At 68.9% G+C, this 23906-nt stretch carries 23 protein-coding genes, 2 tRNA genes and 1 pseudogene; 18 read left to right on the plus strand and 8 right to left on the minus strand.

What is annotated here, in order from left to right:
- The first annotated feature begins 92 nt into the window (after positions 1–92).
- The 3 genes and pseudogenes from OG329_RS29310 (at position 93) to OG329_RS29320 (ending at position 1740) form a co-directional block, all read left to right on the plus strand.
- Positions 93–590 carry a MarR family winged helix-turn-helix transcriptional regulator gene (locus tag OG329_RS29310; RefSeq protein ID WP_405799409.1) on the plus strand — a complete coding sequence of 166 codons (498 nt, stop codon included), beginning with the start codon at positions 93–95 and terminating at the stop codon, positions 588–590.
- A 465-nt stretch (positions 591–1055) separates the two neighbouring features.
- Positions 1056–1307 (plus strand): annotated as a pseudogene (locus OG329_RS29315) (MarR family transcriptional regulator); the annotation flags it as partial.
- A gap of 37 nt (positions 1308–1344) precedes the next feature.
- The gene (locus OG329_RS29320; protein ID WP_405799410.1) at positions 1345–1740 is read left to right on the plus strand and encodes a GNAT family N-acetyltransferase; all 396 of its coding nucleotides are present in this window, start codon (positions 1345–1347) and stop codon (positions 1738–1740) included.
- A 27-nt stretch (positions 1741–1767) separates the two neighbouring features.
- Here OG329_RS29320 and OG329_RS29325 read toward each other — a convergent pair whose 3' ends face one another.
- Together OG329_RS29325 and OG329_RS29330 are read right to left on the minus strand one after the other, a co-directional pair.
- Positions 1768–2226 carry a TIGR03618 family F420-dependent PPOX class oxidoreductase gene (locus OG329_RS29325; RefSeq protein WP_405799411.1) on the minus strand — a complete coding sequence of 153 codons (459 nt, stop codon included), beginning with the start codon at positions 2224–2226 and terminating at the stop codon, positions 1768–1770.
- A 64-nt stretch (positions 2227–2290) separates the two neighbouring features.
- Positions 2291–3733, minus strand: coding sequence for an amino acid permease (locus OG329_RS29330; RefSeq protein WP_405799412.1), 1443 nt, complete (start codon positions 3731–3733; stop codon positions 2291–2293).
- A gap of 404 nt (positions 3734–4137) precedes the next feature.
- Between OG329_RS29330 and OG329_RS29335 the strand changes: the two genes are divergently transcribed.
- Positions 4138–5094, plus strand: a complete 957-nt coding sequence (locus tag OG329_RS29335; RefSeq protein ID WP_405799413.1) for a hypothetical protein — start codon at positions 4138–4140, stop codon at positions 5092–5094.
- An 80-nt stretch (positions 5095–5174) separates the two neighbouring features.
- Here OG329_RS29335 and OG329_RS29340 read toward each other — a convergent pair whose 3' ends face one another.
- A complete protein-coding gene (locus OG329_RS29340; RefSeq protein ID WP_405799414.1) occupies positions 5175–6155 on the minus strand; it encodes an aldo/keto reductase in 981 nt (326 codons plus the stop codon).
- A gap of 221 nt (positions 6156–6376) precedes the next feature.
- On the opposite strand from OG329_RS29340, the gene OG329_RS29345 reads away from it, so the two are divergent.
- Together OG329_RS29345 and OG329_RS29350 are read left to right on the plus strand one after the other, a co-directional pair.
- Positions 6377–7249 (plus strand): helix-turn-helix transcriptional regulator, encoded by an 873-nt coding sequence (locus OG329_RS29345; protein ID WP_405799415.1) that lies wholly within the window; start codon positions 6377–6379, stop codon positions 7247–7249.
- A 293-nt stretch (positions 7250–7542) separates the two neighbouring features.
- Positions 7543–8136 (plus strand): biotin transporter BioY, encoded by a 594-nt coding sequence (locus OG329_RS29350; protein ID WP_405799416.1) that lies wholly within the window; start codon positions 7543–7545, stop codon positions 8134–8136.
- Between the two features lies 1 nt (position 8137).
- On the opposite strand, the gene OG329_RS29355 is transcribed toward OG329_RS29350, so the two are convergent.
- A complete protein-coding gene (locus tag OG329_RS29355) occupies positions 8138–9526 on the minus strand; it encodes an FAD-binding oxidoreductase (RefSeq protein ID WP_405799417.1) in 1389 nt (462 codons plus the stop codon).
- Positions 9527–9692: 166 nt separating this feature from the next.
- Between OG329_RS29355 and OG329_RS29360 the strand changes: the two genes are divergently transcribed.
- Both OG329_RS29360 and OG329_RS29365 read left to right on the plus strand, forming a co-directional pair.
- The gene (locus OG329_RS29360) at positions 9693–10181 is read left to right on the plus strand and encodes a ribose-5-phosphate isomerase (protein ID WP_405799418.1); all 489 of its coding nucleotides are present in this window, start codon (positions 9693–9695) and stop codon (positions 10179–10181) included.
- 58 nt (positions 10182–10239) lie between these two features.
- Positions 10240–11067, plus strand: a complete 828-nt coding sequence (locus OG329_RS29365; RefSeq protein WP_405799419.1) for an Fpg/Nei family DNA glycosylase — start codon at positions 10240–10242, stop codon at positions 11065–11067.
- 5 nt (positions 11068–11072) lie between these two features.
- Here the strand turns inward: OG329_RS29365 and OG329_RS29370 are convergent, their stop codons facing one another.
- Positions 11073–12326: a GNAT family N-acetyltransferase gene (locus tag OG329_RS29370; protein WP_405799420.1), complete on the minus strand. Its 1254-nt coding sequence runs from the start codon at positions 12324–12326 to the stop codon at positions 11073–11075.
- Positions 12327–12434: 108 nt separating this feature from the next.
- Here OG329_RS29370 and OG329_RS29375 point away from each other — a divergent pair, with 108 nt between their 5' ends.
- Together OG329_RS29375 and OG329_RS29380 are read left to right on the plus strand one after the other, a co-directional pair.
- Positions 12435–13580, plus strand: coding sequence for a PP2C family protein-serine/threonine phosphatase (locus OG329_RS29375; protein ID WP_405799421.1), 1146 nt, complete (start codon positions 12435–12437; stop codon positions 13578–13580).
- A gap of 58 nt (positions 13581–13638) precedes the next feature.
- Entirely contained in the window at positions 13639–14889 is a 1251-nt protein-coding gene (locus OG329_RS29380) for an MFS transporter (RefSeq protein ID WP_405799422.1), read from the plus strand.
- Between the two features lie 42 nt (positions 14890–14931).
- Here OG329_RS29380 and OG329_RS29385 read toward each other — a convergent pair whose 3' ends face one another.
- Positions 14932–16155, minus strand: coding sequence for a cation:proton antiporter (locus OG329_RS29385; protein ID WP_405799423.1), 1224 nt, complete (start codon positions 16153–16155; stop codon positions 14932–14934).
- 145 nt (positions 16156–16300) lie between these two features.
- Here OG329_RS29385 and OG329_RS29390 point away from each other — a divergent pair, with 145 nt between their 5' ends.
- Complete coding sequence (locus tag OG329_RS29390; RefSeq protein WP_405799424.1) at positions 16301–16747, plus strand: HD domain-containing protein; 447 nt, start codon at positions 16301–16303, stop codon at positions 16745–16747.
- Here OG329_RS29390 and OG329_RS29395 read toward each other — a convergent pair.
- Positions 16727–17914 carry an acyltransferase family protein gene (locus tag OG329_RS29395; RefSeq protein WP_405799425.1) on the minus strand — a complete coding sequence of 396 codons (1188 nt, stop codon included), beginning with the start codon at positions 17912–17914 and terminating at the stop codon, positions 16727–16729. The two genes, OG329_RS29390 and OG329_RS29395, sit on opposite strands and share 21 nt — an antisense overlap.
- A gap of 453 nt (positions 17915–18367) precedes the next feature.
- Between OG329_RS29395 and OG329_RS29400 the strand changes: the two genes are divergently transcribed.
- Both OG329_RS29400 and OG329_RS29405 read left to right on the plus strand, forming a co-directional pair.
- Positions 18368–18562: a hypothetical protein gene (locus tag OG329_RS29400; protein ID WP_405799426.1), complete on the plus strand. Its 195-nt coding sequence runs from the start codon at positions 18368–18370 to the stop codon at positions 18560–18562.
- Between the two features lie 21 nt (positions 18563–18583).
- Positions 18584–18769 (plus strand): hypothetical protein, encoded by a 186-nt coding sequence (locus OG329_RS29405; RefSeq protein ID WP_405799427.1) that lies wholly within the window; start codon positions 18584–18586, stop codon positions 18767–18769.
- A gap of 115 nt (positions 18770–18884) precedes the next feature.
- Here the strand turns inward: OG329_RS29405 and OG329_RS29410 are convergent.
- A tRNA-Gly gene (locus OG329_RS29410) sits at positions 18885–18955 on the minus strand.
- Positions 18956–19101: 146 nt separating this feature from the next.
- On the opposite strand from OG329_RS29410, the gene OG329_RS29415 reads away from it, so the two are divergent.
- The 5 genes from OG329_RS29415 to clpX all read left to right on the plus strand — a co-directional run bounded on the left by OG329_RS29415 (position 19102) and on the right by clpX (position 23843).
- A tRNA-Pro gene (locus OG329_RS29415) sits at positions 19102–19178 on the plus strand.
- 176 nt (positions 19179–19354) lie between these two features.
- A complete protein-coding gene (gene tig, locus OG329_RS29420) occupies positions 19355–20779 on the plus strand; it encodes a trigger factor (protein ID WP_405799428.1) in 1425 nt (474 codons plus the stop codon).
- Positions 20780–21058: 279 nt separating this feature from the next.
- Entirely contained in the window at positions 21059–21664 is a 606-nt protein-coding gene (locus OG329_RS29425; RefSeq protein WP_405802086.1) for an ATP-dependent Clp protease proteolytic subunit, read from the plus strand.
- 52 nt (positions 21665–21716) lie between these two features.
- A complete protein-coding gene (locus tag OG329_RS29430) occupies positions 21717–22403 on the plus strand; it encodes an ATP-dependent Clp protease proteolytic subunit (RefSeq protein ID WP_405799429.1) in 687 nt (228 codons plus the stop codon).
- 147 nt (positions 22404–22550) lie between these two features.
- Positions 22551–23843, plus strand: coding sequence for an ATP-dependent Clp protease ATP-binding subunit ClpX (clpX, locus tag OG329_RS29435; protein ID WP_405799430.1), 1293 nt, complete (start codon positions 22551–22553; stop codon positions 23841–23843).
- Positions 23844–23906 lie beyond the last annotated feature (63 nt).

A 23906-nucleotide genomic window follows, 5' to 3' on the forward strand; every position in this document is an offset into this window, starting at 1 on the left:
ACAGGGCCCGATCTCGTCCGAGGCCGGGTTCTTCTCGGGTGCGGCAAGCTTCCCGGCTTTACGCCGCAGAGGTGACCGCTTAGCGTCGGATCATGAAACCGCCTACCGATACCGCCACCGATCAGGCGCCGGCCGATCCGGCCGTCACCGACGACATGCTCGCCACGCAGCCTGTCGGGTATTGGAGCGGCCTCGCCCATGATGTCGTCACCCGGCATCTGCGTGATGCCATGGCCAGGATCGACGTCACGCAGCCGCAGTACTGGGTGTTGAACCGCCTGAACGGTGGTGAGTCCTCGGCGCCGAGCCGCGAGGAGGTCGTCAGCCAGTTGACACCCCTCGCGAACGGGCCGCACGAGATCGGGCGGGTCGTCGACCAACTGCTCCACCGTGGCTGGGTGCGGATCGACGCCGACACCCGCCGCCTGCACCTCACCGATGCCGGGGAAGCCGCCAGAGTGCGGCTGCGCGAGCTGGTGACCGAGTTGCGCGCCGTGGTCCACGCGGGCATCAGTGACGAGGAGTACGTGGCCGCGCTGAAGGTCCTGCGCAGGATGGTGGCCAACGTCGAGGACGCCGGAAACTCCTGACGACGCCGGGTTCTCCTTCGTACAGCAAGCTCGGACCGGATCCGGCTTACCGCGCAGAGGAGGTCACTTGGGCCGATTCCTCCACGGTGAGGTGATTCAGCGTCAGGTGTGTTGCAACGCACCGCTGGTGACAGGCCCCGCCGAGCTCGCACGCCGTGAGGAAGCTCCTGCTACCCTCAACCCGCTTCAGATATCACGGACTTCGATCAGGAGCGGTCACGCACCGCATAGGAGGGCCAAGCCGTGGGGTCAGTACTCCCGACAAACATTGTCGTGTTCTTCCTCGTCATGCTGGCGGCATGGATCATATCCGCATTTGTTGGTGGTGGCCGGAAGGACAACAACGATGGCGGCAGAGGTCGCAGGTGATCGTGAAAGGGTTTCCCTTTTGGCACGTCGAGCAGGCCGGATGAAACCGCCTACCGATACCGCCACCGAATCAGGCGCCGGCTGATCCGGCGGTCACTGACGACCGGGCCGCACGAGATCGGTCGGGTCGTCGACCAACTGGTCCACCGTGGTTGGGTGCGGAGTGACGCGGACACCCGCCGCCTGCACCCGACCGATGCCGGGGAAGCCGCCAGGGTGCGGTTGCGCGAGTTGGTGACCGAGTTGCGCGCCGTGGTGCACGCGGGCATCAGCGACGAGGAGTACGTGGCCGCGCTGAAGGTCCTGCGCAGGATGGTGGCCAACGTCGAGGACACCGGAGACTCCTGACGGGTGATCGCCTCGGGCGGTCGTCTACGCTCACCGCATGACGATCGTGTACGAGTGGCGAGGCGACTTCGAGGACGCAACTGTCAACGCGCTGCACGCGGAGGGCTTCAGCCACCGGATCCTGGACATCTGCTGGCAGTCGCAGGTCCACCGTCACAGCCTCGGCTGGGTCTGCGCACGGCGCGACGGCGAACTCGTCGGCTTCGTCAACGTCGCGTGGGACGGCGGCGTCCACGCCTTCATTCTGGACACCATGGTCAGCGCCGAGCTTCGCCGTTCGGGGATCGGAGCCGAACTCGTCGCCGAAGCGGCCAGAGGGGCCCGCGCGGCGAAGTGCGAATGGCTGCACGTTGACTTCGACGACGACCTGGCGGCGTTCTACTTCGACGCCTGCGGGTTCGAACCGACCAAAGCGGGCCTGATCGCACTTTGAGCGTGACCACGGCCCGCGCGCTCCTGCCTAGCCGTTGATGTCCAGGGCCGTCCCGTACAGCCGCTCCACCCTCAGCCGAATGACGATCCTGCGCTCGGCGACCTGCTGCTCGAGGAACGCGTCCGCGTCCTGTGGCTGCGCGGCCGTCGGGAGCATCGCGAGCAGTTCCCGGCCGACCGCGTCGCCGGGGACCGTCGAGATCTCGGAAGCCTCGGCCGCGCCCTCGGCGACGGCGAACGACCAGACGTCGCCGCCCTGTACGTGCAGCGCCGCGTGGGGGGCGCGCCGCAGGTGTTTGATCTTGACGCGGTCGGCCGTGGTGGACAGTCGCACGATGCGGGCTTCGGGATCCCAGTCGTAGAGCATGGTGGTCAGATGGGGATGGCCACTCTGCTTGATCGTGGCGAGGGTCCCGAACTGCTGCCCGGCGAGCAGGGCGGAGAGGGCGTCGTCGGACAGGGGGCGAGGTGCTGGTCCTTGAGTCATGTCGTGATCAACTTCCGTCAATTCCCCGCCATTCCAGGGCACCTTGGGCCCACGCCCCGGAGCGTCACCTCGCCGACGCCGACGAAGCCCGCCTCTGCCGTACGGCTCCGATCGTCGCGAGTCCCAGTGTCAGCAGCCCCGTCGCCACCAACTGGTCGCGTGTGTTCGGCTGGTCCAGCATCAGGATGAATATCGTCGCCATGGCCGCCAGCGAGAGCCATGTCAGCGCGGGGTACAGCCACATACGTACCACCAGTTTCTCTGGTGACTCGCGCTCCGTGCGGCGGCGCAGCACCAGTTGGGAGACCGCGATGAACGCCCAGACGACGAGAATCACCGCGCCCGTCATGTTCAGCAGCCACGCGAAGATGTCGTCCGGGCGCCAGTAGTTGAGCAGTACGCACAGGAAGCCGAAGGCCGACGAGGCGAGTACCGCGTTGCGCGGGACGCCGGACGTCACCTTGCCGAGGGTCTTCGGGCCCTGGCCGCGTACCACCAGGGAGCGGGCCATGCGCGAGGCGCCGTAGATGTTCGCGTTCATCGCCGACAGCAGCGCCACCAGCACGACGACGTTCATGATCTGGCCCGCGCCGGGGATGGCGAGGCGGTCGAGCATCGCGACGTACGGGCCGGAGCCCTTCTCGGCGATCTTCGGGTCGTCCCACGGCACCAGCGTGACGATGACCGCCATCGAGCCGACGTAGAACAGCGCGACGCGCCACATCGCCGTCCGTACGGCCTTCGCGACACCCCGGACCGGGTCTTCCGATTCGGCCGCCGCGATCGTGACCGTCTCCAGACCGCCGTACGCGAAAACGGAGGCCAGCAGTCCGATCACCAGGCCCTGCGAGCCGTTCGGCAGGAAACCGCCGACGCCGGTCAGGTTGGCGGTGCCGGGCGCGTCGGTGTCGGGCAGGACGCCGAGGATCGCGAGTACGCCGAGCACCAGGAACAGCACGATCGCCGCGACCTTGAGCGAGGCGAACCAGAACTCGAACTCGCCGAAGTTCTTCACGGCCGCGAGATTCGTACCGAGGAAGACGACCATGAACAGCGCCACCCAGGCCCACTCAGGGGTGCCGGGCAGCCAGCCGGAGACGATCTGCGCCGCGCCGATGCCCTCGAGTCCCACCGCCACACAGAGCAGCACCCAGAAGGCCCAGCCCGCGGTGAAGCCGGCCCACGGGCCGATCGCCCGTTCCGCGTGGACGGAGAAGGAACCGGACGCCGGGTTGGCCGCCGACATCTCGCCCAGCATGCGCATCACAAGCATGACGAGCAGTCCGGAGACGCCGTACGCGACGACGATCGACGGACCGGCGGCGGCGATGCCCGCGCCCGAGCCGACGAACAGCCCGGCGCCGATCACACCGCCGAGCGCGATCATCGACAGATGGCGCTGCTTGAGTCCGTGCGTGAGCGCGGAGTCGGGGAGGGGAGCGGTGGACGCGGCGGGGGTGGCGGAGGCGGAGGTGGTGGGAGGGGGGACGGGCGTGGGGGGTGACATGGGGGTGCTCTGTTCAGTAGCGGGTGGTTCGGTGGTTCGGTGGTTCGGTGGTTCGGTGGTTCGGTGGTTCGGTGGTTCGGTGGTGAGTGTGTCGGTGTCGGACGGTTCAGGGCGAATCGGAGCTGTCCGCGACCGCCACCCTACCCAGGCGAAATCGGCACCAGCGGCCCGACCGCCTTGGCGAAGATCACCACTGGATGATCAATTCCAAGGGTGCGACTGAGCGCTGCGTCTGGCGGCTGAGGGCTTGGATCGGCGGCTCCTCGTGCTCCAGCGGTTTCGTGTGCTCCCGTGGGCTGATTCTCACTCCGCCTGAGTGATGACATGGATGCGCCCGGCGGTTGACGCCCGTGGGGGCAGTGGCGAATGAGACTTGAACTCCGTTACTTGAATGGAGAGTTCAAGTGGATCGATGGGATCGGGCTGGGCGGGTCGCGGCGTACGGGGCAGCGCTGGCGCTGACGCCCTACCTGCTGATCAAGGTGTCGTGGGTGGTCGGTTCGCTCTTGGGGCTGCTGCCTGTCGGAACCGGGTTCGGCAAAACGGAGTGGGTGCTGCTCAACAGCGCCACGATCGGTATGGCAGGGATCGGGATCGCGGTGGCGCTCGCGTTGGTGCGGCCGTGGGGGATGCGCATACCGGCAGTGCCGTTGGCTTTCTGCGCTTGGGTTGGGACGGGGTTCCTCGTACCGGTGCTGCCGTACGCCGTTCTCAGTTCGCTGCTGGGCTCGGAGGACGGCGATCCGACGAGCGGGGGTGACGCGGGCCCGTCGATGCCGGACTGGGAGGCCGCGCTGGTCCAGATCGGGTTTGTGGGCATGGGGCTGGGTCTGGCCATCGCCCTGCCCACGTACTTGCGGCGGCGCTGGCCGGACGCGTTCGCGGGTCGGCTCGGGGACGGCGCAAAGGGCTCACCAAGGGCGCTGCCGTGGATGGCCGTGGTCGGCGCCGCAGTCGGTCTTATCTGGCTGTACTGGGCGGTGGGCGGCACCGCAGGGGTCGCCCACCACGGCGAGCGGGACGTCGCTTGGCATGTGCTGTCCGGCGTCTTCGGGCTCTGGGCCTTCGTGGCGTCCGCCGCTACCTGGGCTGCCGTCCGAGGCCGCCCCGCACGAGTCCCCCGATGGGGCCCGATGGTGCTCGGCTGGCTCGGCTCGGGCTCGTTGTTCGCCTGGAGCGGCTGGAAGCTTCCGTTCACCCTGTACCTGGCGGTCGCGCAACCGGCCCATGCGGCCCTGCCGGAAAGCCTCGCGCTCGCGGCGGTCCTGCACCTTGCAGCGGTGGGGGCGGGCGCCGCGATGCTGCGAGCCCTCGTTCGTACGCGGCCAGGTGGCTCCGGTATGCCTGGGCCCAGGCCGTGATCTGGCACAACGATGCCACCGGACAGGACACCCTCCGCTCGCTGACAAGGTACGACCACTGATCCCTTGGAATTGATCATCTAGAAGAACGTGGGCTCGCGCGGGACGTAGGACTCTTCGAGGGCGTCGATCTCCTCGGCGGTGAGCTTGACGTCGAGCGCGGCGACGGCGTCGGCGAGGTGGTGCGGCTTGGTCGCGCCCACGATCGGGGCGGAGACCACCGGGTTCTTCAGCACCCACGCCAACGCGACCTGCGCCATCGACACACCGCGGGCCGCAGCGATGCGCTCGACGGCCTCGACGGTGGCCCGGTCGCTGTCGAGGAAGATCGGCCGGCCCTGCGGGTCGGCCCTCCGATTCAACTCCGCGCGCTGCGTGGAACGTTCGCCCCAAGGGCGGGTGACCAGCCCCCCGGCCAGCGGACTCCACGGGATGCTTCCCACGCCCTCGTGGGCGAGCAGGCCGAACATCTCGCGTTCCTCCTCGCGGTGGATCAAGCTGTACTGGTCCTGCATGGAGACGAACCGGGTCCACCCGTTGGCCTGCGCGGCGTGCTGCATCGTGGCGAACTGCCAGGCCCACATCGACGAGGCACCGATATAGCGGGCCTTGCCGGACTTGACCACGTCGTGCAGCGCCTCCATCGTCTCCTCGACCGGTGTCTGCGGGTCGAAGCGGTGGATCTGGTAAAGGTCGACGAAGTCGGTGTCCAGGCGCCGCAGCGAGGCGTCGATCTGCTCCATGACGGCCTTGCGGGACAGACCCGCCCCACCCGGCCCCTCGTGCATCGGCGCCCACAGCTTGGTGGCCAGGACGATGTCCTCACGCCGGGTGTACTTGCGCAGCGCCCGCCCGACGATCTCCTCAGAGGTGCCCATGCCGTAGGCGTTCGCGGTGTCCCAGAACGAGATGCCGAGATCGACGGCCTGGCGGAAGATCGGTTCGGCCGCGTTGTCGTCGAGCACCCAGGTGTCCCTCTTGGCGGGGTCGCCGAAGCTCATGCAGCCCAGGGCGATCCGGCTGATCTTGAGCCCCGACGTGCCCAATCGCGTGTACTCCATGGCTTGCTCCTCCTCGGTGACGCGGACGTGCGTACGTGTCCGGCTACGTATCCCTGTACGTGTCCCGCTACGTGTCCCGGAAGGCGGCCGCCTTCCACACCCCACCGTGGCACGAACCGCTGCCTATGGCCTCCCACCAGGGGATTCCTGCTGTTACAGGTACTGCCAGGCCCCCTCACACACGCGGAAACGGACGCGGAAACGGACCTATCGTGGTAGCTATGGACGCCCGCACCGAGTTCCGCGACTTCCTCACCTCCCGCCGCGCCGGAATCACGCCCGAGCAAGCCGGTCTGCCCGCCAACGGCGGACGCCGCCGGGTGACCGGTCTGCGCCGCGAGGAGGTCGCACTACTGGCCGGCGTCAGCGCCGACTACTACATCAAGCTCGAACGCGGCAACGCCCGCGGCGTCTCCGACAGCGTCCTGGAAGCCCTCTCCCGCGCCCTCCACCTCGACGAGGCCGAACGCGCACACCTGTTCGATCTGGCCGCCGCCGCCAACCCCGGCACCCGGAGATCCGCACGGACACCCACACGCACCCCCAAGCCCCACGTGCGCCCCAGCGTCCAGCGCATCCTCGACTCCATGTCCACCACCCCGGCCTACGTACGCAACCGCCGCCTGGACATCCTCGCCACCAACCAACTCGGCAGAGCCCTCCTCGGCCCGATCCTCGCCGGCCCGCGCGTGCCGCCCAACGTGGCCCGCTTCATGTTCCTGGACCCCCCGGCCACCGACTTCTACGTCGACTGGGAACGCATGGCCGCTGGCACCGTCGCGATCCTGCGCGCCGAAGCCGGACGCGACCCCCACGACAGAGCCCTGACCGACCTCGTCGGGGAACTCTCCACCCGGAGCGACCTGTTCCGCACCCGCTGGGCCACCCACAACGTCCACCTGCACCGCGGCGGCGTCAAACGCCTCCACCACCCCGTCGTCGGCGAACTCACCCTCAGCTACGAGGCCCTGGAACTCCCCGCCGACACCGGACTGACCATGATGGCCTACAGCCCCGAACCCGCCACGCCCGCACGCGACGCCCTGAACCTGCTGGCCAGTTGGGCCGCGACCAACGATCAGACCTCCGCCTGACGAGGAGTGTTCGTTTGGTGGGAAGTCACAGTCCGCTCGACCGCCGCCCCGCCACGGGAGGCGATCTCCGCCTCGGCCGCACGACCCTCACCTGAGCGAATTCCGTGACGAGCGTCACGCCCATCCGTCGCATGGAGTGCCCCAGTTGTCGGGAGTCCACCATGAGCCGGGTCACCGTGTTGTGTTCGGTTGCCTATGTCCGGGCGTACGCGGGTGGGCTACCGTCAGCCTGTTCCCCTGCTCGCACACACGCCCCGTCCTCACCTCACCTCACCTCACCTCGCGGAGTCCCGATGAGTACTGCTGCCGCCACCACCCGTACCGGAGCGGTCCTCGCCGATCTGCTCCCCGCCGCCCGGAACCGGTACGCCGTCGACACCGCGCTCGTACTCGGCGGCGCCGCGCTCACCGGCATCGCCGCGCAGATCGCCGTCCCGGTCCCCGGCTCCCCGGTCCCGGTCACCGGCCAGACGTTCGCCGCGCTGCTCGTCGGCACCGCGCTCGGCGCCCGGCGCGGCTTCCTTGCGCTCGCCGTCTACACCCTCGTCGGCATGGTCGGCATGCCGTGGTTCTCCGAGGGCTCGTCAGGCCCCGGCGGCGCCTCCTTCGGTTACGTACTTGGGATGCTGCTCGCCGCCACGGTCGTGGGCTCGCTGGCCCGGCGCGGCGGCGACCGCTCCGTCGCGCGCACCGCCGGGACGATGGTGCTCGGCTCCGTCATCATCTACGGGGTCGGGGTGCCGTATCTCGCGGTCGCCGCCAACCTGTCGCCGAGCGCCGCCGTCGCCGCCGGGCTCACCCCCTTCCTTCTCGGCGACGCACTCAAGGCCGCACTCGCGATGGGCCTGCTGCCCGCCGCCTGGAAGCTCATCGGCCGCCAGGGCTGAACTACGAGTTGTCGGGCGCGATGTTGTAGTTGAGGCGGAACAGGTTCGCCGGGTCGTACCGCGCCTTGAGCGCGGCGAGCCGGCGCGCCGTCCCCGCGTCGTACAGCCCCTGAGTCTTGGCACCGTCGGCGAAGACGAAGTTGAGCGAACGGCCCACCGTCACCGGCGCCAGTCGGTCGAAGAACCTCCCGTACAGCTCCCGGACCATCGGCAGATCCGGCGGCAGATCCGGACCGGCCAGCGGCGAAAGCCCCCGGATCAGGAACGCCGCGTCGCGGTGCGGCACGGAGTTGGGCACCTGCGGCTCCTTCGCCAGCGCCCCGCCCAGCGGGTTGAGCTGGACGACGCACATCGTCGGCGCGCCGGGACCCGTCAGCTCCAGCAACTCCGTCAGCGTCCTGGCGTCCAGCTCCGTCAGCATCGCGCTGTCCCCCCAGTACGCGTGGGGCTGCGTCGGATCGTTGTGGATCGTGTCCGACTGCGTGTACGGCATCTCCCGCAGCGAGTCCGTGATCGTGGGCCCGATCGCCCGCAGCGGCGCCACCAGCCGCTCGCCCCGCGCCGCGTCGCCGGTGAACACCACCCGGATCGACAAGGCGTACCGGCCCCGCAGGAACGGCGGCAACCCCTCCATGTCGGGGTACACCATCACGGCGAGCGACGACGTCAGCGTGTCGGGGACGGTCCCGAGCCAGTCCAGATACGTGGCTACGACGTCGTCCCGCAACTCACCGTCGAAGAGGAGCGCCCCGCCGTACACCCGCGCCACCGGCGCCAGCTTCGTCTCAAGCGCCGTCACGACACCGAAGTTCTGCCCGCCGCCCAGCAGCGCCCAGAACAGATCGGGGTCGCTGTCCGGGGTCACCCGCCGCAGCCGGGCGTCGGCGGTGACCACGTCCAGGGCACGCACATGGTCCGCGGCATAGCCGAACTCCCTTGCCAGCAGGCCCAGTCCACCGCCCAGGGTGTACGAGACGGCCCCGACGCCCGGCGACGAACCGTGCAGCGGTGCGAGCCCGTGCGGCCCGGCTGCCTCGATCACCTGCCGCCAGCGCACCCCCGCCTCGAACGTGGCCGTGCGCGCGCCGGGGTCGATCCGTACGCCGTCCATCCGCCGGGTCGTGATCAACAGCCCGCCCTCGGCCGCCGCCGGCACACCGTGGCCGGTGGCCCGGACACCGACGGGCAGACCGTGCACGGCGGCATACGCGACGGCTGTCCGTACGTCGTCGGCGCCGGTGGCTCCGACGATCACGTCGGGGCGCGGGGTGAAGCCGAGCTGGAAGCCGGACAACTCCTCGTCGTAGCCGGGGTCTTCGGGCCGCAAGACGTGCGGGAGCGCGTCGAGCGAGGTCACGGGCAGGTCGGTCGGGTCGGTCGGGTCGGACATCGTTGGTCTCCATCCATAGGCGAAGCCGGTCGTACGTACGCGCCGCCGGACGCGTCCGGACACAGGCACCCTCCCGCCGATACCTGACATCCACCGTCAGGTATCACGTACGGCACTGAAGACCCCGGCGCGCCCCGCAGGGCCCCCGACGTGCCACACTTCGCCCATGCGCGTGTATCTCGGCTCCGACCATGCCGGCTTCGAACTCAAGAACCACCTCGTCGAATGGCTCACGGCCCACGGCCACGAGCCCGTCGACTGCGGCCCGCACATCTACGACGCCCAGGACGACTATCCGCCGTTCTGTCTGCGCGCCGCGGAGAGGACCGCGGCCGACCCGGACTCCCTCGGCATCGTGATCGGCGGCTCCGGCAACGGCGAGCAGATGGCCGCGAACAAGGTGAAGGGCGTGCGCGCCGCGCTCGTCTGGAACGAGCAGACCGCCGCGCTCAGCCGCGAGCACAACGACGCGAACGTGATCTCCGTCGGTGGCCGGATGCACACCCAGGACGAGTCGACCAAGTTCGTGGAGATCTTCCTCGCCACCCCCTACACGGGGGAGGAGCGCCACGCACGCCGGATCGACATGCTCGCGACGTACGAGAAGACGGGCGAACTGCCCCCGATCCCGGCACACCACCCGAAGCACGACTAGCACCCCCACGGCCGGCACGCCGGACGGGTTACGTACCGCCCCGCACCAAGGAGTCCCCGTGCCCGAGGGGCATACGATCCACCGTCTTGCCCAAGACCTGACCGACCGCTTCCACGCCGAGGACGGACCGGTCCGCGTCAGCAGCCCCCAGGGCCGGTTCACCGAAAGCGCCGCGCTCCTCGACGGCCGGGTGCTCGACGGCGCGAGCGCCCACGGGAAGCATCTCTTCGCCGGCTTCGGCGACAGCGGCTGGATCCATGTCCACCTCGGTCTCTTCGGGAAGGTCGCACTCGGCGACACCCCGGCCCCGCCGCCCACCGACACCGTCCGGCTGCGGCTGCTCAACGACTCGTCGTACCTGGAGCTGCGCGGCCCCACCACCTGCGCCCTGATCACCGAGCCGGAGAAGCAGGCGATACACGACCGGCTCGGACCCGACCCGCTGCGCCCGCCGGACGCGCCCGGCAACGACCCCGAGCGCGCCTGGGCGCGGATCTCCCGCTCCCGTACGACCGTCGCCGCCCTGCTCATGGACCAGAAGATCATCGCGGGCGTCGGCAACGTCTACCGGGCCGAAGTCCTCTTCCGGCACGGCATCGACCCGTACCGCACCGGCTGTGACCTCACCCGTGCCGAGTGGGACGCGATCTGGGCCGATCTCGTCGCGCTGATGCGCGAGGGCGTACGCCACAATCGCATCGACACCGTACGGCCCGAGCATCTGCCCGAGGCCATGGGCCGCGCGCCGCGTGTGGACGACCACGGCGGTGAGGTGTACGTCTACCGGCGCGCGACCATGCCGTGCCATCTGTGCGGCACCGAGATCCGTACGGCGTCACTCGTCGCCCGCAACCTGTTCTGGTGCCCCAACTGCCAGAAGGCGTAAGGCCCTCAGAAGCCGTGCGGCAGCCACGGCGCGACCGGCGACGCGAACGCCACCGACGCCTCCGTCAGCGCGCCGGGGCGCAGTTCACGTACGAGCCCCGCCCGCGCCAGCGCGGCCGGTGAGGTGTCGCCCAGATACATCGTGGCCAACTCCCGTACGGAGAGCGACAGATCGGCCGCGTCCGCCGTCCGCTCGCAGGACGCGCCCTTCTCGTCACCGGTCAGCCGCCAACGTCCCTCGTTCCAGGGACAGAAGGCGTCCTCCACCTCCAGCACCACGTTCACCGGCGCCTGATAGGTCCGCGCCGCGAGCGCCGCGCCCACCTCCACCAGCCGTACGTGCAACGAGTCGCGCAGCCGGATGTTGGAGCGCCGGACGTCCGAGACCAGGAACTGGAACGCGTCGTCCACCGGCAGATTCGACACGCTCACCGACGACGTCAGGTCGATCTCGCCGAGGAAGCGCCACAGCGTGGCGTATGTCACCGGGTCCAGGCCCGCGACCTGATCCACCACCACCGTGCCGCTGGGCCCCGCCGCGTCCCAGGTCGGCTTGATCCGGTACAGCGCGTACCCCACCACCTCGGCGTCGTCGCCCTCGCCGCGCCGCGCCAGTACGCAACTGAGCGCGGAGGCGCCCTCGCGGTCCTCCGGCGGGTCGATCAGCACCTTCCGGTCCCAGTTGGGCCGGCGCTCCAGCATGCCGGGGCGGCCCGGGACCAGGCGCGCGTACACCGACTCGATCGTCTCCCGCGCGTCGTCGAGCGCGACGAAGCGCAGCCGGATCTCCTCGTGGTCGCCGTCGTCGGCCGGCACGGTGACCGAGACGCGCGAGGTGTCGATCTCGGCGCTCAACTGCCGCGTGCCGACGCCGTATCCGAACCGCCCGTAGATCTCCGGCTCCGACGCGGTCAGCAGGGCGACCGGCTGCCCCCACGAGCGGACGTCGTCCAACTGCCGCCGCATCATGGAGGTCAGGATCCCGCGCCGCCGGTGCGTCGCCGCGACGCTCACCATCGTGACACCGGCCGCCGACACCACGGCGCCGCCGGGCACCGTGAGCCCGAAGGTGAAGGCCCCCGCGGTCCCCACGCACTCGTCGCCGTCCCAGGCGCCGATGCAGCGTTCGCTCTCCGTCACGGAGCGCCATGCCTCGCGCTCCTCGGCGGAGCTGCCGAGCGCCCCGCCGAAGGCGTTCCGCAGGGTCCCGAACCAGCGGTCCCAGTCGGAGGGGTCGAGTACTCGCAAGTCTGTGGTCATATGCCATCCCTACCAGGATCCGGGTGGCCGAGGCGACCCGATATCGAACGCAATGTCACAGGGGTCCCCCTGCACGACGAGCCCGCTGATGGATAGGGTCCAACGACAATGGTCAGTGGCGCGAAGGCGGATTCGTACACGGCCCGGATGCGCAAGTCGCTGCACCGGGCCCGCAGTGCGCTGCGCAAATCCGGTGTCGACTACTTCCGGGGCGACGGCTCCGACTGGATCGCGCTCGTCGGACTGCTCCTGACCGTCCCGGGAATCGCCTTCGCCACCATGGCGGTCCCCGTCTGGTTCGCGCCCTCCGCGCTCGTCCTGCCGATCGTCGCCGGGGGACTGCTGCTGCGTCCCTCCAGCCTGCTCACGCTGTACGCGGTGGCGGCCACCGCCCTGATCGTCGAATCGCTCGTCCTCGGCCCGTACGACCAAGGGCCGGCCACCGTGACGCCGGGCACCGTCCTGGTGGTGGCGGCCTGCGGGCTTTTCGGGCTGCTGATCGCCCAGTTCAGGGCCCGCGTCGGGGTGCCGTGGCGGCGCGGCGGCACGATGCTGTTCGACCTGCGCGAACGCATCCGCGTCCAGAGCGCCCTGCCGCACCTGCCGAAGGGCTGGCACCGCGAGATGGCGCTGCGGCCGGCCGGCGGCCAGTCCTTCTCCGGCGACTTCGTCGTCGCGGCCCGCACCAACGGGGGCCGCTCGCTCGAGGTCGTCCTCACGGACGTCTCCGGCAAGGGCATGGACGCGGCCTCCCGCGCACTGCTGCTGTCCGGCGCGTTCGGCGGACTGCTCGGCTCGCTCCCGCCGCACGCCTTCCTGCCGGCCGCCAACGGCTATCTGCTGCGCCAGGACTGGGACGAGGGCTTCGCGACCTCCATCCATCTCGTCCTGGACCTCGAATCCGGTGAGTACGAACTGCTGTCGGCGGGCCATCTGCCCGCGCTCCAACTCCACGCGGGCAGTGGCCGGTGGGAGGAGATAGACGCCGAGGGTCCGCTTCTCGGCGTCTACGACCGCGCGGAGTTCGACCCGGTGAAGGGGGCCCTGCTGCCGGGCGATGTGCTGATGCTGTTCACCGACGGCCTGGTCGAGGCGCCGGGCCGCGACCTGAGCGAGGGCATCGACCGCCTTTCGGGCGAGGCGGACCGGTATGTGGCGGCGGGATTCGAGGGGGCGGCGTGGCATCTGATCGAGGCGGTCGCGAAGGACGTGAACGACGACAGGGCGCTGCTGCTGATCTGCCGCGAGGGCTGACGCGTCTTCGGCCGCTCGCCGTGCGGCCCGGTGAAGCGGCCCCGATGAAGCGGCTCCGGTGAAGCGGCCCACGCACTCGCTGGGGCGGCCCTTCGCCTGGCTCTGGGCCGCCTACGCGGCCAGCGCGTTCGGCACCCGCCTCGCCTTCGACTCGTTCACCCTCATCGCGATCCTGGTCCTGCACGCCGGGCCCGCCCAGGTGTCCCTGCTGGCCGCCGCGGGGCTCGCGGTCGGCGCGGTGGTGGCGGTGCCGCTCGGGCTGTGGGTGGAGTTCCGCCGCAAGCGGCCGGTGATGGTGGCGATGGACCTGATCCGCTTCGCCGCGCTGATGAGTGTCCCCGCCGCGTACGCGCTCGGCGCGCTCAGCTTCGGCCAGCTCCTGCTCGTATCGGTCGTCGTCGCGGCGGCCGACATCACCTTCACGGCGGCCAGTGGCGCGTATCTGAAGGCTCTTGTACGACCCGAGGATCTGCTCGTCGCCAACGGCCGCTTCGAGTCCACGACCTGGACCGCCACCATCCTCGGCCCGCCGGCCGGCGGCGTCGCGATCGGGATGTTCGGCCCGGTGACGACCGTGGTGGCCAACGCGGTCAGCTATCTGCTGTCGGCCATCGGCATCCGGGCGATCGGCGGTCAGGAGCCTCGCCCGGCGGCGCGCGGCGGCGAACAGCGGTTCCGTGCCGCCGATTTGGTCGAAGGGTGGCGGTACATCCTGGCCCACCGGACCCTGCGCCCGCTGTTCCTCAACACGGCCCTCGTCAACGGCCTGATCATGGCGCCGGTGCCGCTGCTGGCCGTGCTCATGCTCGGCCCGCTCGGGTTCGCCCCCTGGCAGTACGCCGTCGCGTTCGCGGCGCCCTGTGCCGGCGGCATCATCGGCGCACGCCTCGCGCAGCCGCTGGTCGCCCGGTTCGGCTGGCACCGGGTCATGCTCACTTCGGGGGCCCTGCGCGCGTGCTGGCCGCTCGCCCTGGTCCTCGTCGGGCCCGGTCCGGCCGGGATGGCGCTCGTCATCACGGTCGAGCTGGGACTGATCACCTGTATCGGCGTGTTCAACCCGGTGTACGCCACGTACCGCCTCGAACAGATCCCGAAGGACCGGATGGTCCGTACGCTCTCGGCGTGGTCGATCACGACCAAGACCTCCATCGCGGCCCTGACCGCCCTGTGGGGCCCGCTGGCGGCCGTGACGAGCCCTCGTACGGCGATCGGGCTGGCCGGCCTGCTGCTCCTGGCCACTCCGCTGCTGCTGCCGAGGCGCGAGGACGCGCGGGAGCCGGACCCCGAACGCTCGGCGCTCCAGGGGTAGTCGGGGGCCGCGCCGGTCGGCGCCGGCCCCCGACGTCGCGGTTCAGGCGCCCGACGCCTTGGCCGGCGACAGCTCACCGCCGGCCGGACCATCAGCGCCGCTGTCACCGCCCCCGCCATGGTCACCGCGTCCGCCGCCCGGCAGCACCCGTGCCAGCCAGGGCGACTTGGCCGCCGCCAGGGGGCCGAGGACCGCGAGGATCAGGACGTACCCCGCGATGAACGGCGCCAGGCGCTCGTCCAGCGCCGCGCCCGCCGCCATCGTGGCGAGGATCAGGGCGAATTCGCCGCGTGCGACCAGCGTCGTCGCGATGTTCGCCGCCGGGCCGGACCCGAAGCGGTAGACGCGGGCGGCCACCAGCCCGGCCACGATGTTCATCGTCAGGGTCACCACGACGGCGGCCAGGACCGGCCACAGCACCGTCGGCAGATCGCCCGGGTTGATGGACAGCCCGAAGGCGAAGAAGAAGATGGCGCCGAACGCGTCCCGCAGCGGGTGCACCAGCGTGCGGATCCGGTCGCCGGAGGTCGTACTGCCCAGCATCAGACCGACCATGAACGCACCGATCGCGTCCGCGACACCGAACCACTCGGAGACCCCGGCCATGAAGACCGCGGCGCCCAGGAAGGAGATGACGAGCAGTTCGTCGTCCTTCGTGTTGATGAGGCGGCCGATGACCTTCTTGCCGAAGCGCGCGGCGAGCGCCAGCAGCAACAGGAACCCGAACGCCTTCCCGCCGTCCGCCAGCGCGGCCGAGAGACTGTCGGCGCCGGACAGGATCGGCTGGAGCGCGGCCAGATAGAGCGCCAGGAAGATGTCCTCGACGACGATGATCCCGAGGATCGGCTTGGTCTCGGGATTCCCGATACGGCCCAGGTCGACCAGGATCTTCGTGACGATGGCGGACGAGGAGATACCGAGCACACCGGCGAGGACCAGCGCCTCGGAGGTGCCCCAGCCCAGCGCGAAGCCGAAGCCGAGCCCGGCGCCCACGTTCAGCGCGAGATAGGCGCCGCCGGCGAGGGCCATCTTCCGGCCGCCCGCCTTGAGATCGTCCAGATGGAATTCGAGACCCAGGTAGAAAAGCAGCAGTACGAGGCCGAGGGCCGACAGCATCTCCAGCTCGTGCGGGTCGGAGACGAGCACGATGCCGGGCGTGTGCGGGCCGAGCAGGATTCCGGCCAGGATGAACAGCGGGATGGTCGGCAGCTCGATGCGGCTGCCGAGACGGGCGAGGAAGGCGGCGGCGAGGAAGGCGCCGCCCATGGCTATGAGCGTGTCTGCGTGTCCGATGGGACCGTTCCTCCATCAAGTCAACGGAGCGTCAAGGAAGCGTCAGTAATTAGTTTACCAAACGGTTTACCCTGCAACTTTTGACCGACCCACGAGACCGAACCACGGAGTTGGAGACATGACGTATCTCAGCCTGGCCGAGGTGGAGTTGATCGCCCGCGAGGCCCACGCCACCCAGCGGGACAAGGCCGGCCGGCCGTACGTGGAACACCTTCAGGCGGTCGCCGACGGGGTCAGGACGCGTGGCGGCTCGGACGAGCAGATCGCCGCCGCCTGGCTGCACGACTCCGTCGAGGACGACGCGCTCTCCCGCGCGTGGCTGGACGCCGCCGCGCTGCCGACAGCGGTCAAGGAGATGGTCCTGGCCGTGACGAAGGTCGAGGGCGAGGACACCGCCACGTACACCCGCCGCATCCTGGCCACACCGGGCGCGCTCCTCGTCAAGGAGTCGGACCTGGCGCACAACGCGGATCCGGGCCGCCTCGCCGTACTGGACGAGGCGACCCGGACCAGGCTCACCGAGAAATACGCGAAGGTACGGCGGCTACTTGGCCTGCTTGGATGACCGCCCGACGTCCCGCCGGAACGCCCACGCCATCTCCGGCTCCGTCGCGAAGCGCAGGAGCCGGCGCACCGGGGGCGTGCACAGCAGCGTCATCACCGCGCCCGCGAGCAGCGTCAGGAAGACCCGGCCGGCCGGCTCGGCCAGCCAGGCGTTCGTGTCGAATATCCCGCTGTACACCGCGCCCTTGACCAGGAAACCGTGCAGCAGATAGCCGCAGATCGTGCCCGCGCCGAGCGCCGTGAACCACATCTTGCGGCGCGGCACCCAGGCCAGGAACGCGGCCGTCAGCACCACCGAGCAGCCGAACAGCGCGAAGGTCATGACGATGCCCATCCACCACGGCGCCCCCTGATCCTGCGCCGCGCTGTTGTGGTAGAACCATGCGTTCTGCATCCGGACCGCCGCCCAGTACGCGAAAGCGATCGCGCCCACGAAGACCGGCACGGCCAGCATTCTGACCTCACGCCGGCGCACCAGTTGGAAGTGCTCGGGCTTGAGGATCAGCCCCAGCACGAACAGCGGCAGGAATTGCAGGACGCGCTGGAGGTTGAGGTCCTCGCCGATGTTCGGCGTGAAGGAGGCGAGCGCGGCGATACCGAGGGCGACCGGCAGGGGATGGCGCAGCGACAGCCAGATGGGAGTGGTCAGCCGCCAGACGAACAACGCGGCCAGGAACCAGGTGAGATACCAGGGGTCGAGCAGACTGATCGGGTGGCCGGGATCGTTCGCGGCCCGCTTGAACAGCGAGTACGCCACCTCGAAGACGATGTACGGGACGGCGACACCGGTCAGCAGCCGTCTGAGCTGACGCGGGCTGCCGGTGTAACTCCGGGAGAAGTAGCCGGAGATGACGATGAAGGCCGGCATGTGGAACGAGTAGACGACCATGTAGAGCGCCTTGGTCGCCCGGCTGCCCTCCATCACCGGCTCCCAGGCATGGCCTATGGCCACCAGCACGATGGCCAGATACTTCGCGTTGTCGAAGAACGCGTCACGCTTCGTGGCCGTCCTGGCCGTGGGGGGCGCCGGCTCGGCGGAATCGTGCGGGGTCCGTGCAGGGGTTTCGGCCACAGCGGCGGATGCCGTGTGTGCCGTCGGGGGGACGGGATCCACCTCCCGCGTACGGGGGAGCGGGGCCCTTTCATATCCGTGCGGAGCGTGGGACATCTGATTAACCCTAGCCCCGCCCAATGCGATCGGTAAAACCTCTCGAGCAACTGGGGTATTCGACACGGAAAGAGTCGCCCACCGGTAGATATGACCCTGTTAATCCCCCTTAAATGGGGCATATCATCAGGCTTTTGCCCACGATGTGACTGCGAGTTAATTCGACGGGTGGGATACCTGGCAGCCACCTTGCAATTTGCTGTGAAGAAGCTGTGCGCACCAAGAAATGATCGCGTCGAATTATCGAAACGGCCTCGTCATTTCCCGCCCGCCCCGCGTGCGATCGGTCACACGCGGGCGCGTCCGCCGGTCGATTGGCGAGATCCGTACCTCGATGATTCGTCACGGGCCAACACCTGAGGGGAGGTTGGTGGCACGATGGAGCGAGCGGGATGAACGAGGCCGTGAACTCCCGCGGCCGGCAAGGCGGACCGACCGAGGGTGTGATCAGTTGTGGCCATTTCACTGTCTGTGGTGCTGCTGTTGGCGATCGTCCTCGTGGTACTGATCCGCGGCGGCTCCCTGAAGGGCGGCCCCGCGGTGGTCGCGATCCTGTTCGGCTTCTTCCTGGCCTCGACGGACATGGCACCGTCGGTGAACAACTTCATGAACTCACTGGCCGAGATGATCAACGACATCAACTTCTAGCGCGCCGAGGGGACTTGACCCATGCCGGCGATCGGTGCCTTCTTCGTCGTCCTGCCGGTCCTGGCGATCCTCAGCTTCACCGCCTTTGCGGCCTGCCGCGCCCAACGCCCCAAAGCGGTCAGGGCACTTGCCTACCCGTTCCTGGCCCTCGGCCTGATCTGTGGTCTGCCCTCGGCGGGCGCCGTGGTCATGTTCGTCTTCTTCTGACGGCCGAAAGCCCAGCCCGCCATCGAAGGCGGCCGGCAACGACTCAGGGCCGGTTCGGAAACGACTCAGGGCCGGTTCGGAGCATCACACTCCCAACCGGCCCTGAGTCGTACGGAGCGGGCGACGGGAATCGAACCCGCGTAGCTAGTTTGGAAGACTAGGGCTCTACCATTGAGCTACGCCCGCACGCGCCGCAGGTCACAAGGACTCCGGCACGAGAAACATCGTAGCGGGTCGGTGGCCTTCGGCGCACACCGCTTCCCTCTCGCCGGTGCGCCACTTAATACGTCCGACGGACCGCTCGCGGGCATGTACCCTACGTGTCGCACCGACGGGGTGTGGCGCAGCTTGGTAGCGCGTCCGCTTTGGGAGCGGAAGGTCGTCGGTTCGAATCCGGCCACCCCGACCATCAGTACACGTGCCTGTTCATGATCGCGTTGTGGGCCTCATCCTGCTTGCGGCTACTATGCAAGCTGCGTGCCCGTGTGTCTGAAGAGACTGTGAAGAACCGGGCCGAATCCGCTGGTCCGCCGGAGTCACGGCGGGCGGCAGAACCCCAGAATCAGCCACCAAGGAGACCGAACCGTGAAGAGCGCCGTGGAGACCCTGAACCCGACCCGGGTTCGGCTCACTGTCGAGGTGCCCTTCGAGGAGCTCAAGGACAGCCTCGACGCGGCGTACAAGAAGATCAACGAGCAGGTCACGGTGAAGGGCTTCCGCAAGGGCAAGATCCCGGCCCGCGTCATCGACCAGCGGTTCGGCCGTGGAGCTGTGCTGGAGGAGGCCGTCAACGACGCCCTTCCGAAGTTCTACACGGAGGCCGTCAACGAGGGTGAGCTCAATGTCCTCGGACAGCCCGAGGTCGACATCAAGGAGCTGAAGGACGGCGAGCTGCTGTCCTTCACCGCCGAGGTCGACATCCGCCCCGTCATCGAGATCCCGGACTACTCCGGTATCGAGGTCACCGTCGACGCGGTCGACGTGTCCGACGACGACGTCGACAAGTCCGTGGACGAGCTGCGTGAGCGCTTCGCCACCACCAACCCCGTGGAGCGCGCCGCCGCCGAGGGGGACGTCGTGACGATCGACCTCGAGGCCAAGGTCGACGGCGAGGTCCTGGAGGACGGCGTCGCCAGCGACGTGTCGTACACCATCGGCTCCGGCGAACTGCTCGAAGGCATCGACGAGGCCGTGACCGGCCTGGAGGCCGGTGGCGAGGCCACCTTCACCTCGCAGTTGAAGGGCGGCACCGCCGAGGGCAAGGACTCCGAGGTCACCGTCAAGGTCACCCAGGTCGCCTCCCGCGAGCTGCCCGACCTGGACGACGAGTTCGCGCAGATGGCGAGCGAGTTCGACACCCTGGACGAGCTGAAGGCGGACAGCCGCAAGCGCCTCGGCAGCATGAAGCAGTACGACCAGGCCACCCAGGCCCAGGAGCGCGTCCTGGACGAGCTGCTGAAGCTGGCCGAGGTGCCGATCCCCGAGAAGCTTCTCGAGGACGAGATCAAGACCCGTAAGCACAACCTGGAGCACCACCAGCTCGGTCAGATGGGCCTCGACCTTCCGAAGTACCTGGAGATCCAGGGCAAGACGGAGGAAGAGTTCGACGAGGAGACCAAGGACCAGGCGGTCAAGGGCATCAAGACCCAGTTCATCCTGGACGAGCTGGTCAACAAGGAGAAGCTGAACGTCAACCAGGAGGAGCTCACCGAGCACCTCATGCGTCGCGCGCAGTCCTCCGGCATGTCGCCCGACCAGTTCGCGCAGGCTGTTGTCGAAGGCGGCCAGGTGCCGATGCTCGTCGGCGAGGTCGCCCGCGGCAAGGCGCTCGCCGTGGTGGTCGAGGCCGCCAAGGTGACGGACACCAACGGTGAGGTCGTGGACCTCGAGGACGACGAGACGGACGAGACCGCCGAGACGGTCGACGCGGTCGAGGCGTCCACCGACGACGCCGCCGACAAGGCCGCCGACAAGACCGACGGCGAGGCCGAGGTGAAGAACGAGGGCTGAGCGCCCCCGCTCGACCGGATCTCCGGGCCCCGGACGCGACTCGCGCCCGGGGCCCGCTCCGTTCCCCCTCCAGGCCCGCGGGAGCCCGTCCCCGCCCCCTGCCACGACCCAACTACCTTGCGCTGCCAGCGAACAGTCCAGGAAGCGGGATGGCGCCCGCCGACCAGCGCGTTAGGGTCCATGAATACGAGGGCTGGGGTCTTACCCGTCCCCCGGAACGAAAGACGCTGAGACGGCCGGAGCCGTCAGAGACGAGCAGGTGGATACGTGACGAATCTGATGCCTTACGCCGCCGGTGAGCCGTCCCTCGGTGGTGGCCTCGGCGACCAGGTCTACAGCCGACTGCTCGGTGAGCGGATCATCTTCCTCGGCCAGCAGGTCGACGACGACATCGCCAACAAGATCACCGCGCAGCTCCTTCTCCTCGCGGCCGAGCCCGAGAAGGACATCTACCTCTACATCAACAGCCCCGGTGGTTCCGTCACGGCGGGCATGGCGGTCTACGACACCATGCAGTACATCCCGAACGACGTGATCACCATCGGCATGGGCATGGCGGCCTCCATGGGCCAGTTCCTGCTGACCGGCGGCACCGCCGGCAAGCGCTTCGCGCTGCCCAACACCGACATCCTCATGCACCAGGGCTCCGCGGGCCTCGGTGGCACCGCCTCCGACATCAAGATCCAGGCCGAGCAGTTGCTCCGTACGAAGAAGCGCATGGCCGAGATCACCGCGCGGCACACCGGTCAGACCGAGGAGACCATCATCCGCGACGGTGACCGCGACCGCTGGTTCACCGCCGAGGAGGCCGTGGCCTACGGCATCATCGACGAGATCATCTCCGCTGCTTCGGGTGTTCCGGGCGGCGGCGGCACCGGCGCCTAGGGCGGCAGTCACGCCCCCGACCGGCCACGTCAGCCCATCGAACGCCACCAGGATGGTGAACACCCCTATGAACAATTACCCCGGCGCCTCTGCGAGCGGCCTCTACACCGGCCCTCAGGTGGACAACCGCTATGTCATCCCGCGCTTCGTCGAGCGCACCTCGCAGGGCGTGCGCGAGTACGACCCGTACGCGAAGCTGTTCGAGGAGCGCGTGATCTTCCTCGGAGTCCAGATCGACGACGCGTCGGCCAACGACGTCATGGCGCAGTTGCTGTGCCTGGAGTCCATGGACCCCGACCGTGACATCTCCATCTACATCAACAGCCCCGGCGGCTCGATGACGGCTCTCACCGCCATCTACGACACGATGCAGTTCGTGAAGCCGGACATCCAGACGGTCTGCATGGGACAGGCCGCCTCCGCGGCGGCGGTCCTGCTCGCGGCCGGCACGGCGGGCAAGCGCCTGGCCCTGCCGAACGCGCGCGTCCTGATCCACCAGCCGTCCAGCCAGACCGGCCGCGAGCAGCTCTCCGACCTGGAGATCGCGGCCAACGAAATCCTGCGCATGCGCGCGCAGCTCGAGGACATGCTGGCCAAGCACTCCACGACGCCGATCGAGAAGGTCCGCGACGACATCGAGCGCGACAAGATCCTGACCGCCGAGGACGCTCTGGCGTACGGTCTGGTCGACCAGATCGTCTCGACCCGTAAGACCACGGCGGCGGCAGCGGCGGCCTGACCCGTCCCTTGGCGCGGGGTGGGTGGTCGCACGTACACCTGAACCGCGCCAAGGGGGGCCCGTACGGGGGGCCAGGCAAGGTACCGTCGGGTATGAGGCACAGGAGCCGCTGAACCAGGCTGCTCCCAGGCGAAGGGGAAGCACCTCGTGGCACGCATCGGTGATGGCGGCGACCTGCTCAAGTGCTCGTTCTGCGGGAAGAGCCAGAAGCAGGTGAAGAAGCTCATCGCAGGTCCCGGGGTCTATATCTGCGACGAGTGCATCGACCTCTGCAATGAGATCATCGAGGAGGAGCTTGCCGAGACCTCCGAGGTGCGGTGGGAGGAACTGCCCAAGCCGCGGGAGATCTACGAGTTCCTCGAGGGTTACGTCGTCGGGCAGGCGCCCGCGAAGAAGGCCCTGTCGGTAGCGGTGTACAACCACTACAAGCGCGTGCAGGCCGGCGAGAGCGGCGGCGGCGGAAGCCGTGAGGACGCGATCGAGCTCGCCAAGTCCAACATCCTGCTGCTGGGCCCCACGGGCTCCGGCAAGACGCTCCTCGCGCAGACGCTGGCCCGGATGCTGAACGTACCGTTCGCGATCGCGGACGCGACGGCGCTGACGGAGGCCGGCTATGTCGGCGAGGACGTCGAGAACATTCTGCTCAAGCTGATCCAGGCGGCCGACTACGACGTCAAGAAGGCCGAGACCGGGATCATCTACATCGACGAGATCGACAAGGTCGCCCGCAAGAGCGAGAACCCGTCGATCACCCGCGATGTCTCCGGCGAGGGCGTCCAGCAGGCCCTGCTGAAGATCCTGGAGGGCACCACCGCCTCCGTACCGCCGCAGGGCGGACGCAAGCACCCGCACCAGGAGTTCATCCAGATCGACACGACGAACGTGCTGTTCATCGTGGGCGGCGCGTTCGCGGGTCTGGAGAAGATCATCGAGTCACGGGCCGGTGCCAAGGGCATCGGCTTCGGCGCGACGATCCGCTCCAAGCGCGAGATCGAGGAGAGCGACCAGTTCCAGGAGGTCATGCCGGAGGACCTGGTGAAGTTCGGGATGATCCCCGAGTTCATCGGCCGGCTGCCGGTCCTGACCTCGGTGCACAACCTGGACCGCGAAGCGCTCCTGAAGATCCTGGTCGAGCCGCGTAACGCGCTGGTGAAGCAGTATCAGCGGCTGTTCGAACTCGACGGTGTGGAGCTGGACTTCGACCTCCCGGCGCTCGAAGCCATCGCCGACCAGGCGATCCTGCGCGGCACGGGCGCACGCGGACTGCGCGCGATCCTGGAGGAAGTCCTCCAGTCGGTGATGTACGAGGTTCCGTCCCGCAAGGACGTCGCCCGGGTGGTCATCACGGCGGACGTCGTGCGCAACAACGTCAACCCGACGCTGGTCCCGCGCGAGCCGCGGATCGTGAAGAACGACGGCCGCCACGAGAAGTCGGCGTAGCCATCAGTCGTACGTACGAAGAGGGGCGCCCGGCCGGTTCGACCGGCCGGGCGCCCCTCTTCC

This window comes from Streptomyces sp. NBC_01506 (assembly GCF_045040295.1).
GTDB lineage: Bacteria > Actinomycetota > Actinomycetes > Streptomycetales > Streptomycetaceae > Streptomyces.

Bases quoted from the DNA above. Each gene is read 5' to 3' on its own strand.
- OG329_RS29325 (WP_405799411.1), bottom strand. From the start codon at position 2,226: ATGACTCAAGGACCAGCACCTCGCCCCCTGTCCGACGACGCCCTCTCC.
- OG329_RS29390 (WP_405799424.1), top strand. From the start codon at position 16,301: ATGACGTATCTCAGCCTGGCCGAGGTGGAGTTGATCGCCCGCGAGGCC.
- OG329_RS29320 (WP_405799410.1), top strand. From the start codon at position 1,345: ATGACGATCGTGTACGAGTGGCGAGGCGACTTCGAGGACGCAACTGTC.
- OG329_RS29355 (WP_405799417.1), bottom strand. From the start codon at position 9,526: ATGTCCGACCCGACCGACCCGACCGACCTGCCCGTGACCTCGCTCGAC.
- OG329_RS29350 (WP_405799416.1), top strand. From the start codon at position 7,543: ATGAGTACTGCTGCCGCCACCACCCGTACCGGAGCGGTCCTCGCCGAT.
- OG329_RS29430 (WP_405799429.1), top strand. From the start codon at position 21,717: ATGGTGAACACCCCTATGAACAATTACCCCGGCGCCTCTGCGAGCGGC.
- OG329_RS29395 (WP_405799425.1), bottom strand. From the start codon at position 17,914: ATGTCCCACGCTCCGCACGGATATGAAAGGGCCCCGCTCCCCCGTACG.
- OG329_RS29345 (WP_405799415.1), top strand. From the start codon at position 6,377: ATGGACGCCCGCACCGAGTTCCGCGACTTCCTCACCTCCCGCCGCGCC.
- OG329_RS29385 (WP_405799423.1), bottom strand. From the start codon at position 16,155: ATGGGCGGCGCCTTCCTCGCCGCCGCCTTCCTCGCCCGTCTCGGCAGC.
- OG329_RS29310 (WP_405799409.1), top strand. From the start codon at position 93: ATGAAACCGCCTACCGATACCGCCACCGATCAGGCGCCGGCCGATCCG.
- OG329_RS29370 (WP_405799420.1), bottom strand. From the start codon at position 12,326: ATGACCACAGACTTGCGAGTACTCGACCCCTCCGACTGGGACCGCTGG.
- OG329_RS29405 (WP_405799427.1), top strand. From the start codon at position 18,584: ATGCCGGCGATCGGTGCCTTCTTCGTCGTCCTGCCGGTCCTGGCGATC.
- OG329_RS29375 (WP_405799421.1), top strand. From the start codon at position 12,435: ATGGTCAGTGGCGCGAAGGCGGATTCGTACACGGCCCGGATGCGCAAG.
- OG329_RS29340 (WP_405799414.1), bottom strand. From the start codon at position 6,155: ATGGAGTACACGCGATTGGGCACGTCGGGGCTCAAGATCAGCCGGATC.
- OG329_RS29330 (WP_405799412.1), bottom strand. From the start codon at position 3,733: ATGTCACCCCCCACGCCCGTCCCCCCTCCCACCACCTCCGCCTCCGCC.
- OG329_RS29360 (WP_405799418.1), top strand. From the start codon at position 9,693: ATGCGCGTGTATCTCGGCTCCGACCATGCCGGCTTCGAACTCAAGAAC.
- OG329_RS29425 (WP_405802086.1), top strand. From the start codon at position 21,059: ATGCCTTACGCCGCCGGTGAGCCGTCCCTCGGTGGTGGCCTCGGCGAC.